The sequence below is a fragment of the Frankia sp. EI5c genome (assembly GCF_001636565.1).
Taxonomy (GTDB): domain Bacteria; phylum Actinomycetota; class Actinomycetes; order Frankiales; family Frankiaceae; genus Parafrankia.
In genome coordinates this window covers 15504-36029 of the sequence record NZ_LRTK01000084.1, presented here as the reverse complement: position 1 = coordinate 36029, position 20526 = coordinate 15504, and the positions used below count along the sequence as shown (strand labels likewise).

6 protein-coding genes and 14 pseudogenes are annotated in these 20526 nt (G+C 68.0%); 5 read left to right on the top strand and 15 right to left on the bottom strand.

Translation table 11 applies throughout. The features are described from left to right. Positions 1-640 precede the first annotated feature (640 nt). The 3 pseudogenes from xerC to UG55_RS45695 form a co-directional block, all read left to right on the top strand. Positions 641-1581: pseudogene (gene xerC, locus UG55_RS46370) on the top strand (tyrosine recombinase XerC); the annotation flags it as partial. Between the two features lies 1 nt (position 1582). Next, positions 1583-1665, top strand: a pseudogene (locus UG55_RS42260) (hypothetical protein); the annotation flags it as partial. A gap of 1 nt (position 1666) precedes the next feature. Next, positions 1667-1783, top strand: a pseudogene (locus tag UG55_RS45695) (site-specific integrase); the annotation flags it as partial. Between the two features lie 5 nt (positions 1784-1788). Here the strand turns inward: UG55_RS45695 and UG55_RS27820 are convergent. The 13 genes and pseudogenes from UG55_RS27820 to UG55_RS47930 all read right to left on the bottom strand — a co-directional run. Beyond that, on the bottom strand, positions 1789-2025 hold the full coding sequence (locus tag UG55_RS27820) for a tetratricopeptide repeat protein (protein ID WP_242424962.1): 237 nt from the start codon (positions 2023-2025) through the stop codon (positions 1789-1791). A 59-nt stretch (positions 2026-2084) separates the two neighbouring features. After that, a pseudogene (locus UG55_RS47980) lies at positions 2085-2502 on the bottom strand (phospholipase D-like domain-containing protein); the annotation flags it as partial. Position 2503: 1 nt separating this feature from the next. Further along, positions 2504-2840 (bottom strand): annotated as a pseudogene (locus UG55_RS47975) (phospholipase); the annotation flags it as partial. Then, positions 2824-4511 (bottom strand): annotated as a pseudogene (gene drmB, locus UG55_RS47970) (DrmB family protein); the annotation flags it as partial. The pseudogenes drmB and UG55_RS47975, both read right to left, overlap by 17 nt. Before the next feature lie 43 nt (positions 4512-4554). Then, positions 4555-4824: pseudogene (locus UG55_RS42255) on the bottom strand (hypothetical protein); the annotation flags it as partial. After that, positions 4821-5250: pseudogene (locus tag UG55_RS47965) on the bottom strand (helicase); the annotation flags it as partial. The pseudogenes UG55_RS42255 and UG55_RS47965, both read right to left, overlap by 4 nt. A gap of 1 nt (position 5251) precedes the next feature. After that, a pseudogene (gene drmA / locus UG55_RS47960) lies at positions 5252-8319 on the bottom strand (DISARM system helicase DrmA); the annotation flags it as partial. Between the two features lies 1 nt (position 8320). Beyond that, positions 8321-8540, bottom strand: a pseudogene (locus tag UG55_RS47955) (hypothetical protein); the annotation flags it as partial. Between the two features lie 1193 nt (positions 8541-9733). After that, a pseudogene (locus UG55_RS47950) lies at positions 9734-9842 on the bottom strand (hypothetical protein); the annotation flags it as partial. A gap of 1 nt (position 9843) precedes the next feature. Next, positions 9844-11365 (bottom strand): Eco57I restriction-modification methylase domain-containing protein (locus UG55_RS47945; RefSeq protein ID WP_396230984.1); only part of this gene is annotated, 1522 nt, incomplete at its 3' end. 1196 nt (positions 11366-12561) lie between these two features. Further along, positions 12562-14008: pseudogene (locus UG55_RS47940) on the bottom strand (helicase-related protein); the annotation flags it as partial. Between the two features lies 1 nt (position 14009). Further along, positions 14010-14680, bottom strand: a pseudogene (locus UG55_RS47935) (ATP-dependent helicase); the annotation flags it as partial. A 1-nt stretch (position 14681) separates the two neighbouring features. Beyond that, a partial coding sequence (locus UG55_RS47930; protein WP_396230982.1) for an SNF2-related protein occupies positions 14682-15777 on the bottom strand: 1096 nt, incomplete at its 3' end. A gap of 29 nt (positions 15778-15806) precedes the next feature. Between UG55_RS47930 and UG55_RS47925 the strand changes: the two are divergent. Both UG55_RS47925 and UG55_RS22855 read left to right on the top strand, forming a co-directional pair. Beyond that, positions 15807-16971 (top strand): annotated as a pseudogene (locus tag UG55_RS47925) (ImmA/IrrE family metallo-endopeptidase); the annotation flags it as partial. Between the two features lies 1 nt (position 16972). Beyond that, positions 16973-17512 (top strand): hypothetical protein (locus UG55_RS22855; protein WP_066072882.1); only part of this gene is annotated, 540 nt, incomplete at its 5' end. Between the two features lie 305 nt (positions 17513-17817). Here UG55_RS22855 and UG55_RS27815 read toward each other — a convergent pair. Then, positions 17818-18039 carry an AlpA family transcriptional regulator gene (locus tag UG55_RS27815; RefSeq protein WP_083987105.1) on the bottom strand — a complete coding sequence of 74 codons (222 nt, stop codon included), beginning with the start codon at positions 18037-18039 and terminating at the stop codon, positions 17818-17820. A 400-nt stretch (positions 18040-18439) separates the two neighbouring features. Next, the coding region (locus UG55_RS47920) for a cell division protein FtsK (RefSeq protein ID WP_396230981.1) at positions 18440-20525 on the bottom strand (2086 nt) is incomplete at its 3' end. Position 20526: the final 1 nt, after the last annotated feature.

Here is a 20526-nt window from a genome sequence, read left to right as displayed (position 1 = left end):
CCCGGCACCGCGCCCCGGGTCGACCTGCACTGACCTACAACACCGGATTCGTCGTGCACCGAGCAGGCCGCGCAGGTCGCCCAACGGGCAACCTCAGGGACGCGACAGCGGTGCGACATCTGGACGTGACCGTCCCTTCATCCCCGTCCAGGCCATTGGCGAACAGGTCGCCTGCACGCTCCTGGCGCTGACCCGGTGGCTGTCGGCGGCGACTGCACGTGTCGTCCCAGGCCGCCCTGCACAGCACCTGGGCCAGGCGGAGGCGGTTCGCGTCCACTGCAACGAGGTCGTCCGGCCGGGGCTCGAACCAGCTGTCGAGGCCCTGACCAGCACCGTTCCATGGTGTTGAATCTCAACGCGATAGATCGCGAACCGCATTCACCGAGGTCGGAGGCATGATCAGAAAACGGGTGGGGCGGGNGGGGCTCGAACCCACGACCGACGGATTAGCATTTACGTTCTTTCGACGTTCGTCGATGTCTTCCGAAACCTGCCGTGACCTGCGCCGCTGAACATTCCCGTAGACGATGAATACTCGACTCTAATCGTTTTTGATCGGCCAAAGTACGGGGTTTGTACGGGATGATCAAGCTATGATTGCCACCGTTCTCCGGCACCCTGACGATGTGGACGGTGGGGCATGGCGCGTCCGGCGATGGACCTCGGCACCGGCGGGAAGATCTTCTTCAGCACGACCACGAAGGGCGTCCGTGCACGCTGTTTCTACCGCGATCACGACGGCGTCCGTCGCGAGGTGGAACGTAGCGGCACCTCCAAAGCCGCCGCGGAGGTCGCGTTGCGGCGTGCTCTGCGTGACCGGGTGCGGGTCGCGATCGGGGACGGCGACATCACCGGGGATACCGCGGTGAAGGTCCTCGGGGAGGCGTGGTTCGTCGCGGTGAGCAAGCGGGACCTGTCCCCCAACACGATCTCGGCCTACCGGGGGACGCTGGACCGGCACGTGTACCCGGCCCTCGGCGAGGTGAAGGTCCGTCAGCTCACGGTAGGTCTGGTGGACCGGTTCCTGGCCGCGGTGACGGACAAGAGCGGCCCCGGCACGGCGAAGATGGCCCGCGCAGCGCTCTCGGGCATGTGCGCCATGGCGACCCGCGTGGACGCGCTGGACCGCAACCTGGTCCGCGACGCCGGCCCGATCGCCCGGAGCACCCCGAAGCCGGCACCGCGTTCCCTGAGCCTCGCCCAGCTCCGGCAGTTGCGGGCCCTGCTGACCTACGACGAGCGCGCCCGACGCCGTGACATACCGGACCTGGTCGATGCACTGATGGCCACTGGCGCACGAATCGGCGAGATCTGCGGCCTGGTCTGGGGCGCAGTCGATCTGAACGCGGGCACCATCGAAATTCGCTCCACAGTCGTCCGCGTGCCGGGACAAGGGCTGATCAACAAGCCGCGTCCGAAGTCCAAGGCGGGACACCGGCTTCTTCTGCTGCCAGGGTGGGCGGTGGCAATGCTGCGCGCCCGACAGACAGGACAGGCACCGTCGGACGTCGTGTTTCCGGCACCAAAGGGCAGCCTACGCGACCCGAGTAACACGCAAGCCGACATCCGCGATGCGGTCACNGGCGCTGGATTCCCCGGCCTGACTTCCCACCTGTTCGGCCGCAAGTCTGTGGCGACCCTGCTGGACGAGGACGGTCACTCGCCNCGCCAGATTGCCGATGTCCTCGGTCACCAGAACCCGTCACTGACGCTGAGCACCTACCTCGGCCGCAAGGTCTCGAATCCGGGCGCCGCCGAGACCCTCTCCGTATTGGCGTTCTGACTCCGTTACGTTCGGACATCCGTGTCGAGCGCCGAAAGAGCGTCACGTGCGGCGACGGTGATCGGGCGGTCCTCCCCGAGGATCGCCCGGCTACGCTCCAACACCCGCTCAAACAGCTCCCGGGCACCCGCATAATCCCCCGTCGACCGCCGGGTAGCAGCGAGGTTCGCGGCAGTGGTCAGCGTGGGAGCGTCGAAAGTAGCTCGGCATCTGCACCATCCGGCCAGAACGCGGCGAAGCACGACCAGGGCGCTACAATTCGTATTCGACTCTCGTATTGCGGCCCGCGCCGGCCGTTGAGCTATTCATGTTCGCTCGCCGAAGTTCCGTACGTACGTACGTGTTCGAAGATAAACTCCTCAGCCTCGCGTAGCTCTCGCTCGATGGCGTCGGCGAGGTTGCGGTTGTCGATGACGACGCCGAATTCCAGGTTCGCGTTCTCGGCACTCCAGGAGAAGTTCGCACTCGTGACGAGCAGGAACCTGTGGTCGATCGACAGGAACTTCGAGTGGTTGCGGACCTGGCGGCCGTCGAAGCGCTTCGTCCGCAGGATCAGGGCCGGGTGCAGGTGCGCCGCGACCTCGTCCGTTGTCGGGGACCCGGGTCGCCGCGGTCCGGCGTCAGCCGCGTCCGTGTCGAGGTAGACCTTCATCGTAATTTCGGGTCGCTGTGCTGCTCGCCGCAGCGCCTTCCACAGGCCTGATGATCGCTGGAAGTTGNACGTCGAGCAGATGACCGAGTACCTCGCGCTGTTTACCAGGTACGTCACCGACTGTGTCAGTCGCCCGTGCTGGGCCAGGTGGCCCGGCATGGTCCACAGCGGGTCCACGGTCGTCGGCGCTGACCGGGCACCTTCGATCGCCCGCAACACAGCGATCATTGCGGCCCGGTCGATGCCCGCCAGCAGAAGGCGGATCTCCGCCCGGCGGCCACCCGGAACGACTCGCAGCGACGCGGTGAGCGTGTCGTCGTCCGCCAGGTGGTCCGCGATTTCCCGTGCTTCGGTCCCGGTCAGCAGCGCGCCGAGCTTCCTGGCGGGGTCATGTAAAGAACCCAAGGGAGCTTCCTGGGAGGTCGATGAGGAATCGTCGGTCCAGGAACCGGTTGGCCCGCTCGCACGATGTCTCGGATGCCATCACGCAGCAGTGGCACGCCGCCCCGTGCAGGAAGTCTTCCGGGTCGGCGGGGGTGCGGCGCGCGCAGATCGGGTCCGAGGAGCAGCGTGCCGCTCGCTCCAGCGCCGATGACACCACCTGCTGCAGGCGAACGGGCTCGCTCAGCGATACGAGGCCGCCGAGGGTGCCGTCGCTGTCTGATGCGGTTGTCACGATCAGCAGCCCGGCAGCGGGCGGACGCTCATCCGTCCCGGGCCAGGCGTACAGCCGTTCGCTCAGGCTCGCGGCGGAGTACCCGCACTCCATCGCCATGCCACGGATCAAAATGTGCGCGAGGCTGTGAATGAGCCAGTACCGCGGTGGCCTCAGCCGGTCGTCGGCATCGATGTTCTCCGCGGTCTCGGAGAACCGCCGGTTGAAGTTCCGCCGGTGTGCCTGCCGGTGCGCCTCCCAGATCTCGCTGGCCGAAACCTTCTGCTCCCAGGCCGCGACCCGTTCCTCGTCAAGCTGGAGGAAGACGCCCTCGCCCCGGTCCTCGGTCGCGACGGTCCAGTCGGGATACCGCTCCCGGGCCAGTGGGACGAGGCGGCGGGGCACGTCACCGACCCGGTCGAACGCGTCGATCCGGGTGAAGCCCGTCAGCGCGTTGACCTTCCGCAGCCGCTCCGCCGCCAGCACCCGGGTGATCTCGGGCCGCAGCTGTGGATCCCGGTCCCGCCGTGACAACGTGAGGCCGCTGGCCCGATCCTCGTGCCGGTCTCCGATCGGATCCTTGAGCAGGTACCGCCATTCCGGGACGAGCAGGTCGACCGGGTCCCAGGCGCGGAGTCTGGCTTCCTGCTCCTCCTCCGACGGAGGCGGTGCCAGGGCGGTGGCCACCAACGCTGCCAGCTCGTCATCGGACTGGCCGGTCACGTCGACCTGCGCGGTCGCCGCGAGGTCACGGATGACCTCCAGGTTGCCCGCGTACTTCGCGAGTTTGTCCCCGAGCGCTCCCCGGAGCCTGTCCGCCAGGTCGCTGGCCTTCTCCTCCGCCGATTCGGGCATCACGATGATCGACAGGGTGGAGGGGAACCACAGGTTGGACGCGCCGATCAGCATCAGCTTCGTCTCCGCGCGGCAGCCCTGCGGCTCGAACGCGTCCAGGTGGGGGTGACGGCCCCGGCACTTCGGCAGCTTCGCGGCGCCCGCGACGCCCTGGGCCTCGTTCATCGGACGCCGCTGCCCGCAGGACCCGCAGTGGATCGTCGCGGACGCGCCCTTGCCGGCCGTCCGGTCGATCATCTTCAGGATCGGGAACTCGGCCTTCGCACACCGGCGGCCTCGGTGCACCCACAGGTCGTAGGGGAACTCATCCAGGTGCCCCGCCGTGCAGGCGAGCAGGTACCGGGCCGGGACGGCGGGGCGGGTCGCCTTACCCTCGCCGCTGCGGCCAGGGCACTTCGGATGCTCGAAGCGGGCGAGGTCGCTGCGGTACGGGTGGGTGTTGACGTAGCTGAATCGAGATACCAGGCCGAGCAGGTCGCAGCCGGTGCACCGCAGCCACTGGGGGAACACCCGCGCGGGCACGCCGAGGTCGGCGCCTTCGCTGCTGAAGGTGTTCCGCTTCGGCTNCCATGGGAACGGGCGCAGCTGCACGTTCGGGGCCCTCATGTNGGTGCGGACCGCCTGCCGCAGCCGGGGCGCGCGGATCTGCGGTGGGTCGGACTCGCGGCGTCGCCAGATCCGGTTCCAGTCGTCCAGACCGGTCGGCATGATCGTAAACTGGGGCAGGTCCATGATCGCGCCCGGGCCGTAGGTGTACAGCAGGGACGACGGACGGCTGGACCCGACCTTGGCCCGGTTGTGCTTGATCTGCTTCTCGTTCTCGGCGTCCGCGTCGCCCAGCGGGTCGACCGGGCGCTGCTCGTTGTACAGCAGGCTCACGACATGGCCTCCTCAGCAGGGGGGAACTCCCACCGTGGCGCGCCGGGGGGCTCGATGTAGATCAGGTTGTCCTTGATCGGGCTGACCAGGAGGTTGATCTCCGGCTGCACCTCACGCATGGAGTTCGCGACGACGAACGGCGCGACATCGCTGCCATTGCCGAGCGCGCGGGCGTTTTCCGCGCTCATCATCAGCGCGTCGTACTTCCCCTCGTCCGAGGCGGAGAACCGCTCGTAGACGAGGGTCTTGTGCAGGTCGGCCAGGTGCTTGCGCCGGGAGACCCACTGGTCGAGCCGGTTCAGCAGCCGCGCCCGCGCCCGCTCGGCGTCGCTCTCGGTCGCCGCGCGCCCGATCCGGCGCACCAGCGCGTCGATCACCTCGGCGACGACGTCCCGCCGGTCCGTGATCCGGCCCGCGTTCTTCTCCNGTGACAGCCCGTCGGGCACGACCGCCTCCAGCACCCGGGCAGCGCTGACCAGCACGCCGTCCAGGCCGCGGTCCAGAGACGTGGCCGAGAACGGCGTCACTGACAGCGCCTCGACCTGGGCGTAGAACGTCTCGTGGTAGTGCTGGAACTGCTCGAAGTGCGCCAGGTCCCGCGGCCGGGCCCAATTCCCGAGCGCGACCACCAGGCCGGGACGGGACGCCTGCCGGCCGACCCTGGAGGATGCCTGGATGTACTCGGCGGTGTTCTTCGGCTGGCCGACCACCAGCATCAGGCCGAGCCGGTCGACGTCGACGCCGACCTGCAGCATCGACGTCGCCAGGACCACGTCGAACGGGCGCACCGGTCGGTCGACGAGCTTCTCGCCCGCCTTCCGCCGCGCCGCCCTGTCTCGCCGCGCCGCCGTCGAGTCGAACCTCGCGTCGAACGAGACTCCCATCTGGTCCAGCGTCCCGGTGATGTCGGCCGAGGAGACCCGGGAGGTCAGCTCCGCCAGATGCAGCTGCCCGACCGTGCCGAACCGGCGCGGGAGCCGGGACCACGGGTGCCCCTTCGCCAGCGCCGTCTGCACGTCATCGCCCAGGTACCGGGCCATGCCGGCCAGCTCGCGGGTCGCGCTGAAGTACCCCACCAGCGTCAGGTACGGATCGGCGACGTCCCCGGACCGGTCGAGGAGGAGCTGCCCGGCCGCCATCAGCACCTCCGATACCCGGATCTCCGCAGTTGTGAGCCGGACCCCGGAGGTGCTGATCCCGACGTACCGCCGCCCCGGAAACGTCCGTGAGATGGGCTGCTCGGAGGAGAAGAACGTCCTGCCCGCGTCGAGGACCTGCGGCGGGAAGATCGTGGTGTCCCGCCCGTACAGAGCGCGCACCTGCTCGGCGGCGTTGCGCGCGGTCGCGGTGGACGCGACGAGAAGGGGCCGCACCGGCAGATCCGCGGGAGTTCGCCACGAGCACAGGGCGTCGACAGCGACCTCGAACAGCCCGACCGTCGTCCCGAGCGCACCGGTGATCAGGTGGAGCTCGTCCTGGATGATCAGGTCCGGCGGACGAAGCTGGGTCACCGGCCGCCGGTAGGCCGTGGTCTTCGGGTGCTTGCTGCCCACGGCGATCTTGCAGCCCTGGTAATCCTGGTGCACGTAGCCGTGCAGCTCGCACTTCTCGGCCACGTAGCCAAAGAGCGCCGCCGCTTCGCCCTCCCGCGCCAGCCGGGCGAACTTGTCCACGGTCGCGATCACGAACGCGGGCGCCAGCCGGTAGATCTCCTCATCCACCGTCAGAACGGGCAGCCCGTCGGCCACCAGCCCGTCACGGGAGAACGGGCAGTCGCCCAGCTCATCGCCGCAGTACACGTAGACGCGCTGGCGCTCGTCGTCGGTGCGCACGTTGGCCGCGCCGATCGGGGTGCCGCACCAGGGGCAGCGCTGGAATTGCAGCACGGTCAGCCGCGAGTAGCCGCCCGAGGAGGAGGACCGCTTGAGCTGCTCCTTCGCCTCCTCATACCGCTTCGGCGAGACATCTGTCCCGACCCACAGCCCGATCCGGAACGGCTCGGCGCCCCAGGCATGGACGTCGCGACGCCGCGCCATCTCCGCCGCGCACACCAGCGCCGTCGCCCGCTGGAACTGTTGGGCTGTCAGCAGCCGCAGCGTGTACCGCATCAGCACGGTCACTCCGGCGCCGCCGTCGAGTGAGCCATCCGCGGCCGGGACCACGCCTTGGAGCCGCCGGATCGCGAACGCGTAGGCCGCCAGCCCCAAATACGCCTCGGTCTTGCCGCCACCGGTCGGGAAGAACAGCAGCTGCGCCTTGGCCAGATCCCTGGAGCGCATCTGCGCCGCAGGGTCAGTGAGCAGCGGCAGCTGCATGAGGATGAACGCGAGCTGGAACGTGCGCCACGAGTGCGGCTTGTCTCCGGCCAGCACCGCTGCCCGTACCTCGTCGAGGGATTCCGCCGGGTGGCTCGCCCGGCGGCGCGCGACCTGGGACTGCACGCGCTGGTCGGCCATCACCTCGTTCATGAACCGGAAGCACCGCAGCGCGTCCGCGTCGCTCAGCAGGTGCTCAACGCCGGCCGCGAGCTGGCGCTGCACCTTGCGTGCCTCATGAACCGCGTCCAGCCCCTCGTCCCGCAAGTGATCGGGAAGCTGATTCGCCCGGGCCTCCTCGCCGTCCAGCCACGAGCCGTACATCGCCGCGATCGGCGACAGCCCCGCGCGCAGCTCATCCACGGACGCGGCGGCCAGCTCGCGCATGTCGAGCAGCGCCTCACCGATCTCGTCGGCGGCGACCTGCGGCGTCTCACTCACCGGCAGCCAGGTCGTCCAGATCCTGCCGACCCGGCGGTTACCCGGAACGGCTCGGATCTCAGGAGAATCCCACCTGGCCGGCTCCTCCCAGCCGACCGAGCAGGTCCGCCCGACAGCGAACTCCAGCCTGTCCCGGTACTGCAGGTTCAGCCGCCGGACCTCGTCATCCCGCTCCCACCGGTCATCGGTCAGCACATCGGTCACCGGTAGGAACGCGGGCTCCCCGTCTGTGGTCACGGCGATCTTCGCCTGGTACAGCCACGCGTCGACAGGAATCTTCCGCGGCGCCTCCCGGTCGTTGCACAATGCGATCTCGACCACTCGGCGATGACGATCATCATCATGCCGGTCAACGCGCAGCACGACCTTGTCCTTGAGCGGGACCGTCATCGTCACGGACGGGTCAAGGTCGGCGACCATGATCCGCTTGGGGATCTCAACCGGGGTCCGCTTGTACCGCCGGATTCGTGACTCGTCACCCTCAGCCGCAGGCACCGCCTCGTAGACGCCCCAGGACGCGGTGACGGTGAACGACTCCAGGTCGTCGGGGACCTGGCACCGCAGCCCCATCGACGCCGGAATCATCAGCCCACGCTGCTGCGGTGTGTCCTCCAGCCCAGAATCCTCGTCCGCCCCAGCACCGCTGTCGTCAACCCCAGTAAGCGGCACGCCCTGGACCTCCTGCGCGTCGCCAGAATCCCCTACGTCACTGTCGGCCTCGTCTGTGTCCGCGTCCGCCNGGTCATCGACCCCTGCGGCGAGCTTGAACGGCGCGATCCGCCCGACCAGGTACACAGCGTCAGGCGCACCGTCGATGACCTCGGTCGGCCCGTTCATCGGCCCAAGGAGTTCCCGCTCCAGGATGTCAGCCAGGTTCTCCCGGGCGGTCCAGGAACTCCCATCCGGCTCGAGCTCCAGCCGGTACTGGGGCGGCTCGACGGTCTTCGCGGGTGTACTCATTCGCCATCCGCCTCGTCCTCGTCGTCCTCGTCATCGACTGGCGGTGCCCCACTCTGAACGGCGGCCCGCCGCAGGTTCTCTTCGAGTAGCCTGTCCAAAATCTCCACACGCGCTGTCGGACTCACGGACCAGCGACGCATTCGGCGATATGCGTGGAACCCATGATTGAGCGAAACGTCGCCNCAGCCATAGGCAGCCATAACGGCATTGTCGAGCGCGACGTGGATCTCCCGAATGTGTGCAATGTCGGCATCAGTGAAGTTCGGATCGTTTACAAGATTGTAAAGGTCGGTGAGACCCAGGTTGCGCCGGATCTGAATTTCTTTTCGCTGAACGTGAAGCATTTCGCCAATATCGGAAAGGCTCTGCGTGCGGATTGACCTCGGGAATCCGGCGAAAACATTAGACGCCGTATATCGCGGATCGCGCCGCAATCCGGACCCGTAGCGGATGGCCCACATCTGATGCATGCTTGACGAAAGAACGGCTTGATCCGCGAACGAATCGGTGGCTAGCACTGCCAGCGCGTCGCCGAACAGGTTTATAGTCGGAACGCGCACTGGCATCAGCGTGACGGAGTGCCTTGCTATGACTAGAACTTCATCTAGGCGTGCAATCGCGGCGCGCATGTTTGGGCGCGTTCGCTCGAACAGCCACCATGGCGCATCTCTCATGGCCACCGACCCGGCAGCCCTCTGCGGTATCACTAGAGCACGGGCGTGGTCGAACGGAAGTTCGTACTTACTGGCCTCGCCTTCGTCGAGCTCGGTGAAGTCGATGATCCACCTAGAAGCCGCGTACTCTGGACTGGAGTTAAGATCCTCCCCATTCAGGTAAGGCTTCAAGACTTCCTTATTCTTGTCGTTCGCCTGAACCCACTCAAGCACTTTCCCGGGTTCTACGGCGAATCCCTTTCCGGACGGCTTGCAGCCTTCAAAGGCGATACGCAGGTTCTCCAGCAACCNGACAGGCTTACCATCGACCCTGCCGGCGGGCTCAAGCAGTGTTGTTATGTGATNGGTTTCCACTCCGTCGGCTATCCGGGGGATCTTCAAGTCAATTACTCGACGACTTCCCCAGATGGCGGAATATTCCAAGGTGGCCGATGGACGCCAAGGACGACTTTGGATCGATTGTGTAATGGTAAATCCGTCACCGACCATCCTATCCAACCCGACTTCGCGACTCTTCCNTTGCGCGATGCTGTTTGTTGCGATCAAGCCAAGGTTGCCGCAGTGGCCAATAAGCGACATGGCCCGGAGAAAGAAATACGCAACAAGGTCGGCGTTTCCGCGCTGCCCCNCTGCGAGGACGTTCACCAGCCAGTCGCGGACGTTAGTACCCATAGCTCCGCTGATGTCGGAACCGGTCACGAAAGGCGGGTTGCCGATGATGGCGTCGAAGCCGCCCCGTTCCATGACGTCCGGGACAGCGGTGATCCAGTGCAGCGGCTTCCACCGCTCGTAGTCCGTCGGGACCGTGGGGGTGAGTCCAGCCGCCAGGATCGCGTCGAGCTTGGTGCGGTCCGGGTCGCGGGCGAACAGGTCGCTGTCCGGATACGCCTCAGCGAGTGCGATCTCCAGGGCCTGGTATGCGATGTTGAGCACTCGGCCTGGCTTGCCGCCGAGGCGCAGGCCGGCGGCGACGATGGCGTCGGCGACGTCGGCGAGTTCCGCGGTGATCTGCTGGAACCGCTGCCACTGGCGTCGCTTGGCGTGGACTGAGCGCTGCGGGTCGGCATTGTTGACCTCGTTGGCGAGGTTCCGCCGCAGCCGGGCGGCCTCATTTAGGACGCCATCGATGTCGATCGTGCCGAGGGTCCGCTGCTTGTGCGCGGCGGCGGGGTCGATGTGCTGGAACCGGAGCTGCTTCGCGTCGGTCAGGCCCAACAGGGAGTTGCCGTGGAGAATCTTGTCGTCGACGAAGGAGAACGGGAGCTTCGGGTCCAGGGAGACCAGCCAGAGCGACAGCTTGCACATCTCGACGGCCATCGGGTTGATGTCCGCGCCGTACAGGCACTTGGCGATGACCTCGCGCATGGCGTGGAGTTCGAGTTCCTTCGGCGTCATGCCGCCGGTTTCGTGCTGGCGTCGCCAGGCCTCGACGAGGCGGGCCGAGAGGTAGCGGGCGGCGGCGACAAGGAAGGCGCCCGAGCCGCAGGCGATGTCGGCGACCTTCAGTTCGAGGATCCGATCGGAGTCGACCGGCTTCCACTTCGTCCGGTCGGGCTCCTGATGTGGGCCGGGACTGTAGACAAGGGGTTCGAGGGCGTGCAGGACGACCTCGGTGGCGAGGGACTTCGGCGTGTAGTGCGCGCCCGCCGTCGCGCGGGATGGGGTCTCCACCACGACGAGGCCGCCCGGTTGGAAGACCGTCGGCCGGTTTCGCAGGTCGCGGCGGATCGCGCCGATGAAGGGGCGGAGCCGTTCCCGCAGTCCGGGGCCGGTGGGCACCGCCGCGCGCAGCGCCCGGTCGGCGTCCTCGACGTCCACTGAGTTCTTGATCGACTTCGCGAGGGCTGCCTTCGTCGGGGCTACCGCGGCGGGCTGGTCTTTCTTGATCCAGTCCAAGATCGCGTTCGCAAGGGCCTCCGGCCTCGAGTGTTTCGCCACGAGATCTTCCAGGAGCGAGAGCGGGATCTCGGGCTCCTCGCCCTTCTTTCCTATAAGCCCCACTATGACCTCGTCGACGTCCGCGCAGGAGTAGCCGAGGAGACCCTCGTAGATGTAGCCGATCTGCTCGACGTCGATGTCACGGAAGGAGATCTGTCGTGCGGGCTCGCCGCGCAGTTCGGCTTTCTGGGCGGCACGCAGGACTTCCAGCATGACCCGGTCGCTGACCACAATCGCGAGTGTGCCGCGGGTGTCACGGGTGGTGAGGAAGCTGAACCGGTCGGGGTCGAACAGCGACCCGCCGTAGGAGGGGATGCGGATGTCCTCGAACGACGCGCCCCGGTACAGGGCCTGGGAGGTGGCAAGGAGTCGATGCCAGGTGAGGTGGGTGCGGTCGAGGGCTTCAACGCCCTCGTCACGGGCGCGCTGGTCGAGGGTGTTGAGCTCGTCGCTGATGCCGTACCCGCCGGTGAACAGCTGGGTCTGCGGGAGTAGGCCGCGTTCCTCGGCGAACAGCAGGAACACGACGCGCATCATCATCGTAACGGCGGCCTGGTACACGTCATCGCGCCGTGCGGGCAGCGGATCGGGCTCACCGCGGCGCCGCACGTCGAGCGCGGACTCCGACAGCGCCTGGACAAGGAGCTCCACAGCGCGGCGGACGTTGGTGCCGAGTGCTTCGGTGATCTCCTCGGCGGCGGCGACCGAGTCCCCGAAGAGCGCGGTGAGCAGATCCTCGGCCCGGTTCCCGACCAGGCGGGGCAGGCGCAGCAGGTTGATGAACGCGTCGCGGACGACGGGCAGCTCGATCCACCGCTGGGAGTCGGTGATGCCGGAGGCGACCATCGTCTCGGGGCGGGCGCTGACGATCGCCCACCAGCGCCCATCGGTAACGACGCCGACGGGGACGTCGGACGCCCGGAGCAGTTCCTCCATCCGGTCGATGGGGCTGGCGGCCCACCCGTCATCGAGCGGGTCCCGCAGCGACTCGACCGGATCGGTGACGAGGACGAGCGCGCCGGTCCTGTCGCCGCGGGTGAGCGCGCCGGTCGGGCTGACGGTGACCGAGTAGTCGGGCGCGTGGACCAACACGGCGGCGGACGGCGGGGTGAGGTAGAAGTCCTTCCAGCCCAGAACGTCGCGCAGCACGACGTCCACCCAGGCGTCGCGCGCCTGCCGGTATTCCGCCAGCGCAGCGGCGGCCTGATCGGCGGTCGCTTTCTCGGCCATGTCCCACACGTCCCAGGCCTTCTCGAACGTGGGCCTGGCATCGCGGAGCGCGTCGAGGGCGGCGCGGTCACCCGGCGGCATGCCGGTGGGCCACGCCTTCTTCAGCGCGGGGACGGACAGGAACGGGCCGTCGGTGTCGAGCAGGCCGAGCCAGTCCCGGTGCAGGTCGCCGCCGTTCCTCATGCCTGGTTCCCTACCGCTGCGGCGTCTTCGGGGGTCAGGGCGAACACGACGGCCGCCGCGGTGACGTGGGGCTTGATGTCTTCGTAACGGGCGCCGATCGCGTTGATCTCCCGCCGCTCCTCCTCGTCGAGGCTGGCCAGGCGGTCGATCATCCCGGCGAGGTCGTGCTGACGCTGCCGCTGCTGGTCGTCGGGGAACAGCTTCTCCTCCTCGCTACGGATCTCCCGGTGGAGGCGGTCGCGGGATTCCTGCAGGTTGACGCGGAAGGCGGCGAAGATCTCCCGAACCCGGGCGACGTCGGCGTCACGCCGCTTGTGCAGCGTGTCGATCACCCGCTCCTGATGGCTGTGGGCCTTCTGTTCCATGGCGGTCAGCAGCCGGGTCCGCAACGGCGCACCGTCGGCGTTCCACTGGTCCACCAGCCGGCGGCGGACCTCCTCGCCCGCGAGGACCAGGTTCTGGGCGTCCAGGGTCTGGTCGAGGACCTGTTCGACCTTGGCCTCGGCCATGGCGCTGCCGCGGAGCCTGATGCCGGTGAGGAACACCTCCTCATGCAGGCGCAGGCCGCCGAGCCCGACCAGGACGAGGCGGGACACCGCCGCGACGCAGGACTGCGGCAGCCCGTCGGCCACGACCGCGGTCACCCGGTGGACCGGGGAGTCCACGTTGAACAGCGCTTCGCGCAGGATACGCGCGGAGCGCTGGAGCAGCGCGTGCCCGAGGTGGATGTAGACGATGTCGTCCCGGTCCCGGGCGATCTCCTCGTCGAACGTGATGGGGCGCAGGACGCCGGGGTCGAGGCGGGTCTCCAGGCCGCGCAGAGCGGGCTGCCACGCGGCCCCGAGCGCCGGGACCTCGAGGACCTCCACCGGGTCGTCGCCTTCCAGCGGCTTCAGTGGCGGCTGACTGGTCAGTTCGAGTGCCGTGCCCACGACACGCTGCGCGTTGGCGGGGGTGAGGTGCATCTCGGCCTTGCGGTCGCGGTAGGTGTGCGACAGCTCGGTGAGGGTGCGGTTCAGTTCCTGGCCGCCGGCCAGAACGCGGTTGATGATCACACTGCCGTCGCCGCGCGCAGCCAGCTTCACCTTCCGGCCGGTGCCGCCCGGGGTGAAGTGATCCTGGATGTCCGCGTCGATCACCTCGTTGACCGAGCCGAGGTCAGCGGCGACCTGGCCGATCTTCTCGCGCACCTTGTCCAGCAGGAACACCGTGTCCTTCGCGAGCGCGGATGTCCGCTCTGTCGGGGCGAGCTGGTAGATCTTCGGCGTGTGCTGCTGACCGTAGCGGTCGACACGGCCGATCCGCTGCTCCAGCCGGGACGGGTTGAACGGGATGTCGAAGTTGACCAGCCGGTGGCAGTGCGTCTGCAGATCGATGCCCTCTCCCGCCGAGTCGGTGGCAACGAGGACCCGGACCTGCTGCTTGTCTGGCGGCGCGGTGAACNTCGCCCGGATGTTCTCCCGCTCCTCCGCAGGGGTCGAGCCCTGGATGACCTCGAGTTCCTTCCCCTCCCGATACCCCCGCTGGCCGAGGACGCGAACGATCCAGTCCAGGGTCTCGGCGTACTCGGTGAACACCACGACCCGCTCGTTCGTCCACGTCCTGCCGTCAGGGCGGCAGACAGCGTTCAGGAACGTGAGCAGCGCTTCCAGCCGGGCATCCGGCGTGTTCTCGTAGCCCAGGCCCCACTCGACCAGGGAGTCGATGTCCTGCTGGGTGGCGGCGACGAGGGGATCCGAGCGCTTGCTGTGCCGCAGCGCGGTGAACTCGGGGTGCGCGGCGGCGCCCTCTTCTTCGTCGGACTGGCCGCTACCGAGGACCTCCTGGTAGTACCGGTCCTCGTCGTCCTCCTCGATGCCCGATCCGCCGTCGGAATCGGCGTAGTGGCGCAGCGTCTGCGCGAACGACCACGGGCTGGACAGAAACCGCTTCTTCATCAGCATCGCCACGATGCCGCCCGACCTGCCGCGCCCGTTGAGCCGGGCGCTCTCGGTGAGGATGCGGTCCAGTAGCGCGAACTTCTCCACCTCGTCACGATCGGGGGAGAAGACCAGGGTCTTCAGCTCGCGGGCCTGGAAGTCCTTCGTGCCGCGCAGTTCCGCCTTGAGCCGGCGGNCCGCGATGTCGCGCAGTGCCCCCTCGTCCAGGTTCGCGCCCCGTTTGAACCGACGGCCGTCGATCATCTCCAGCAGCGCCGTGAATGACTCGGAGTAGCCGTTGTGTGGGGTCGCGGACAGGAACAGCCGGTGCTCGCACTTCTCCGCCAGCGCCCTGGTGGCCACGGTGCGCTGACTGTCGACGGCGTAGCCGCGGAAGCCAGTGGCGGCGGCCGGGCTCGCGGGCGCGACGTGGTGCGCCTCGTCCACAATGAGCACGTCGAACGCGTACCGGCGCGCGGAGCTCGTGTCCCGCGCGTCGGCGTACACGGCGCGCAGCAGCCGCTGCGCGCGCAGCGAGGGCAACCATGCCATCGACACGATCACCCGCGGATAGAGCCGGAACGGGTTGGCGTTCGGCCCGTGCGTGCGGAGCACCCTCGCCATCAGCTCGGTGTTGACGATCTCGAATTCGAGGCCGAACTTCTCCCGCATCTCATCCCGCCACTTCAGCGACAGGCTCGGCGGGCACACGATGATGACGGAGCGGGCGCGGTGCCGCAGGAGCAGCTCCTCGATGACCAGGCCGGCCTCGATGGTCTTGCCGAGGCCGACATCGTCGGCGAGCAAAAGGTTCGTCCGCGCGGACTGCAGCGCACGGCGCAGCGGCTCCAACTGGTATGCCTCGACGTTCGCACCGCTGCGGAACGGGGCCTGGAACGAGCCCCCTTCCGCCGACGTGACGGCGCCCCACCGGACGGCGTCAACGAACGCAGCCAAGGTGTTCGGATCGTCGAATCCGTCCACGCTCACCGTCTCGGGCAGCCCCTGGTCCGGGGCGATGGTCTGACCCACCTCAAGCTCCCAGACGACCGCGAGCTCCTGGCCGAGCCGGTCCTCCTCCAACGACTGCAACATGACGACATGCGCCAGGCCGGCCTCGGCCTCGTCCGCCGGGCTGCGCGGCAGGCCCTGCGCCTGGACGTCGGTGACGGCCCAGGTCGCGCCACGGACGTTCACGATCCGGCCCCGCTCCGGAAGCGGAGGGACGCGCCCGGGGGGAGCTGCCGTGCCTCGCCCGGTAGAACTGCCTTCAAGCGTTGTCAACCAGATCATCCCCCGCGACGTCCACCACGTACTCGCTCATGTACTGCCCTGGCCATCATGGACCGGATTTGCGATTTGCGCAAATCGCAAGTAGGATGCGTCTCATGGAAGGCACACCCGGCCGAGTGCTGACCCTGATCGAAGCATCAGGGCAGAGCCGTCGCGCCTTCGCCCAGGGCATCGGCCTCGACGACTCCAAGCTCTCCAAGTCCCTCAGTGGCGCCCGCCGCTTCTCCTCCCTCGATCTGGCCCGCATCGCGGACAAGTGTGGCGTCACCATCGAATGGCTGCTCACCGGGGAGGAGCCCGCGCTGGCCCTCGCCGCGCGGACCACGACCGGGCAGGCGCGCACCGCGATGGAGGCCGCGAAGAAGTACAGCGTGATGCGCGAGGATCTGGCGGCGATCGGCTGGGCGCAGCCATGGCGGCCCCTCGACGGCGGCGCCTCTGGCGGAACGTACGCCGAGCAGGGCCGCGTGCTCGCCTCCGCGGCGCTGGCGCGCGCCGCCTCCGGGGGGCTGTCCATGACCGACGCTGACCTGCCCGCCCTGGTCGAGAAGGCGTTCGGGGCCGACGTGGCCGTGGTCATGCTCGACGAGGGCTTCGACGGGCTGTCGGCATCGTCGGACGACTCGAAGCTAATCGTTCTGGGGACGTCCGCGAACCCGGCCCGGCAGCGGTTCACCCTGGCACACGAGCTGGGCCACCTCCTGGCCGGAGACGACCAGGGCGTGCACCTGGACAAGGACATCTACGACCGGGCGCAGGCGAGAGACCCCAGCGAGATGCGGGCGAACAGCTTCGCGTCCGCCTTCCTTATGCCAGAGGAAGCACTGCGAGCATCGGCAGGGACATCCGGCCTCGCCGAAGACAGGTTCGCCGCACTCGCCTGCGACCTCAAGGTCACGCCCTCCGCGCTGGCGATCCGGCTGCAGCAGCTGCGGCTGATCGACGCCGGGACCTGCGACCGGTTCCGGAAGCTCACCGCAGCGAAGGCGGCATCCATCACCGGACGCTCCGAAGACTTTGCACAGCGGGTCGCGGACGCGAGCGGAGCCCGCCCACCCGGCCTGCTCGTTCGGGACGCCTACCAAGCCTACGAAAGCGGCGCGACCACGATCCGCCCCTACGCGAACCTGCTCGGCATCGACGCCGACGAACTCAGGCAGGCGCTTGAGAGCAGCGAGGGGGCGGCAGGCGCCCNATGACCGAGCACCTTTTCCCCGACAACACCGTCCTGTGCAACTTCGCGGCAGTCGACCGCCTCGACATACTCAAGTCCGTTCTCGGCGGGCGGGGCAGGTGGACAGAAGCGGTCGCGTACGAAGCGAGCAGGTCCGCAGCCAAGTTGCCCCCGCTGCTACAGCTCCCATTAGAGGGCTGGCTGGACAAACCGATCGAGATCACCAACCCGGCAGACGTGCAGAAGATCGCACGGATACGGCGTGCCGTCTTCGGTGGCACGGACGATCAGCCACTGAAGCACCTCGGCGAGGCACAAACCTGCTACGTGATCAAGAACTGGGCGTCGTTCGCCGGATCCTGGTGGATCTCCGACGACGGGGAGGCCATCCGGTACGCAAGGTTCCAGAACATCACCACGCGCGAGACGATCGACATCTTCAGCATCGCGGTCACCGACGGGGAGATCAGCGCTACCGAAGCCTTCAGCCTGATGCGGCAGATGGCGGACGCTGACCGCCATCTGCGGCTACCGAAATCGGCCGACGACTTCCGGCGCTGACCGGGCCAAGCAGCCCTCTCTCATCCAGCCAAATTCACACCGACACCGGCGAATCACCAGCCACACGCAAACCCTACGAGCCGATCAACTACACCACGCCAGTAGCCTTGGGTGACCTAAATATCAACAGACCTCAGCCAGCCAGAAAACGTAAACAAGCGATCGAGACCAAGCGCGCTTCTCATCGTCCGACAGCGGAATGTCTTCCGCGTGGCGCGACACTGGCTACCGGTTTCCCTAAACAGTGCAACGACTCTCGATGAGAGACGCCCACCGAGAGCCATTGCCACGATCGAAGATCTAGGTTATACCGAACGCTGTTTTTCTAGCCACTCGTCTACCTCGCAACGATCGAAGCGGATATGTCGTCCGAGTTTGTACGCCGGTGGCCCCTCCCGCATGGATCGCCACTTGTAGATGGTGTTCACGGGAACTCCGAGGTATTCGGCCAGGTCCCGGACGGTCCACAGCTTCTTCTGTTCCGCACTCGAATTCGGGGTTGCGGCACCCTGCAGCAGCGTTCCCATCTGTTCTCTCCGTTCTCTCTCAGCGATGAGTTGTCAGGATCATTGCCATGCCGGCACGGCCCGGTCCGACTACCGTCGGTAGCATCCACGACCTGTGGTGGCTAGCAGTGCCCGGCGGGGTCCACAGGATGCCCATCAGCCCACTCGGCGGCTTCTCGGCCAGCGTTCGCTAGACACAAACTCCCAGCTCAGAAGCAATGTTGGCTACTAGGGGTACCGCTAGGACTAGCAAGGGTCCACGCTAGGGACAGCGGCCATCCGCGTCAGGTACGGCCTGCGGTTCCGTTACGTTCCGCGATGGCCGCGACGATCCGGGAGCGCTCGACGCCGCGCCGGTTGGCGCCCTTCCCTTTGGCCGTGGTTCCCCACACCTGAATGGTGCTGATGCCGTATGGTCGCNGTGCCACGGCGAGTTGTTCGGAGCCCCATCCGGCATAGTCGTCCGGACGGATATCGGCGAGCCGGGAGACGATCGTCTCGGACCAGACTTTGGTCTCCGATTCGGGGATCACGGCAAGAATATCTGCCAGAAGGTTCGGAGTCCTGGCCGCCGTCACGGGAACGATTTCCCCTGCCGCGAGACCTCCGAGCGTGCCCGCTTCGATGCGGACCGCCCGCGCCCGGTCGGCAATCCGGTCCGCAGTGGGTGTGTCGATGTACGCGGATCGGACGATCATCGGATCGTCAGTAGCGCCGACCAGATAGCCGATTCCCTTGTCGGTGGGCCGTAGCGTCGTGGCGCGGACGCCGTTCTTGTACATTGACGTTCCGAGGATCATGTCGTTTTCGACCTGGCCCATGACCCGCAGGCAGAACCGCACCGAGACGCTGGACGACACCCCGGTCGGCAGGCTCGCCGCGTCCGGCCGCTGGGTCGCCAGGACGAGCACGACGCCGAGGGCTCGTCCGAGCTTGATGACGTCGGTGGCCAGCGTGCCGGCTTCCTCCCCGTACACGGGGTGGGTGAACAGGTTCTGGCACTCGTCGAAGAACGCGACCAGCAGATGCAGACCGAGGGACCGGCGGTTGGCCAGCGCGCGGGTGACCTTGCCGTCCGGGCACAGGTCCTTCGGGAGGTTCTTCAACGCCGCCGCTCGGCGGACGACTTCGGCCCGTAGGTCGCGTAGCGCGATGAGGGCGGCTTCGATGCTGGGATCGTCGATGCCGGTGACGTACCGGTGGGCGAACTTCTCGGCGGCGTCCAGGTCGCCGGTGCCCTTGAGGTTGAACACCCACGTCTCGCACGTCGGGTCCAGCCCGCAGGCCAACAACAGCACCCGCACCGCCGAGGTCTTGCCCGCACCGGGCAGGGAGCCCACGAGGATGTTGTTCTCCGGCAGGCTCACCGTGACCGGGCGGCCCCGGGCATCCGAGCCGAACGGGAGCGGTGCGAACACGTCCGCGGTGCCGCGCCGCGCCAACGGCCATTCGGCGGCGGGGGCGGCGGACATGTCCTCGTCCCCCACCCACAGCACGAGCCGACCGGCGTGCGCGTCGTGGACCGCTTCGGGCCACACGCACCCCAGCGGACGCCGCAGACCGGACGCGAGACGTTCCCGCCGGTCCAGGATGTCGGACACGGTCACCCCGTAGGGAAGGTCGACGTCCGCGCGCCACCCGGGCCCGTCACGGGTGATCGGCGCGGGGAAGGTGATCCCGCCACCTTCCCGCCGCGCCTTGTTGATCTCAGCGATCCCCAGCGACTCCAGCGCACGCACCACGATGTCCGCGGTCAGCCGACCGACCTTGGTCGGGGTGACGGCCGGGCCGACCAGCGGCCGGTCCGCCGGAGCACCGACGAACCCCAGCACACCCACCGCCACTGTGATCAGAAGCAGGTGCGCGGCCGGCGGCGTGCCCGTCCACACGAGCACGAGCGTCGCGAGTGCGGGAAGGCCGACCGCGAGGGTGGTCAGGGTGCGGACGCGGACGCGGCCGTCACGGACCTTGGCGAGTTTGAGGTACTCGGCGCCGTCCTGGCGCCCGATCGCCGCGGCGCGCACAGGGCGGGTCTCCGCGTCGGTCATCCACGCCACGAGCCCGGTCACCGCGCGGGACATGCCGCGGGGTGCGCGGCAGACGAGCCGACCGGCGTAGACGGGCACCCGGAGCGCGTGGAACAGGATCGTGTGGACGCAGTACCCGACCAGCCACCGGACCGCCGCGCGCACCGTCGACCACGAACGCATCCACGGCGGGACGAGCGGACGGCGGCGGCCGGACCGGGCGAGTGCCCAGGGGCTCGGCGGCGGTGCGGGCGGGTCGACCGGGACCCCGGTCACGACCATCGGCTCCGAACGGGACGCGTCGGCCTGCCGTGGCGTGGCGGCGACCTCGCGGACGATCTGTGCGGGTGTGGCCGGACGCCGCTCCGACCCGAGGGGGACGAGGTCGGCCCGTGCGGCGCGGATGTCGGGCACCCAACCGCCGTGACCGGACGGCGGATCGCCGGAATCGGCGTGCGCCGGTGGGATGTTTTCGGACATG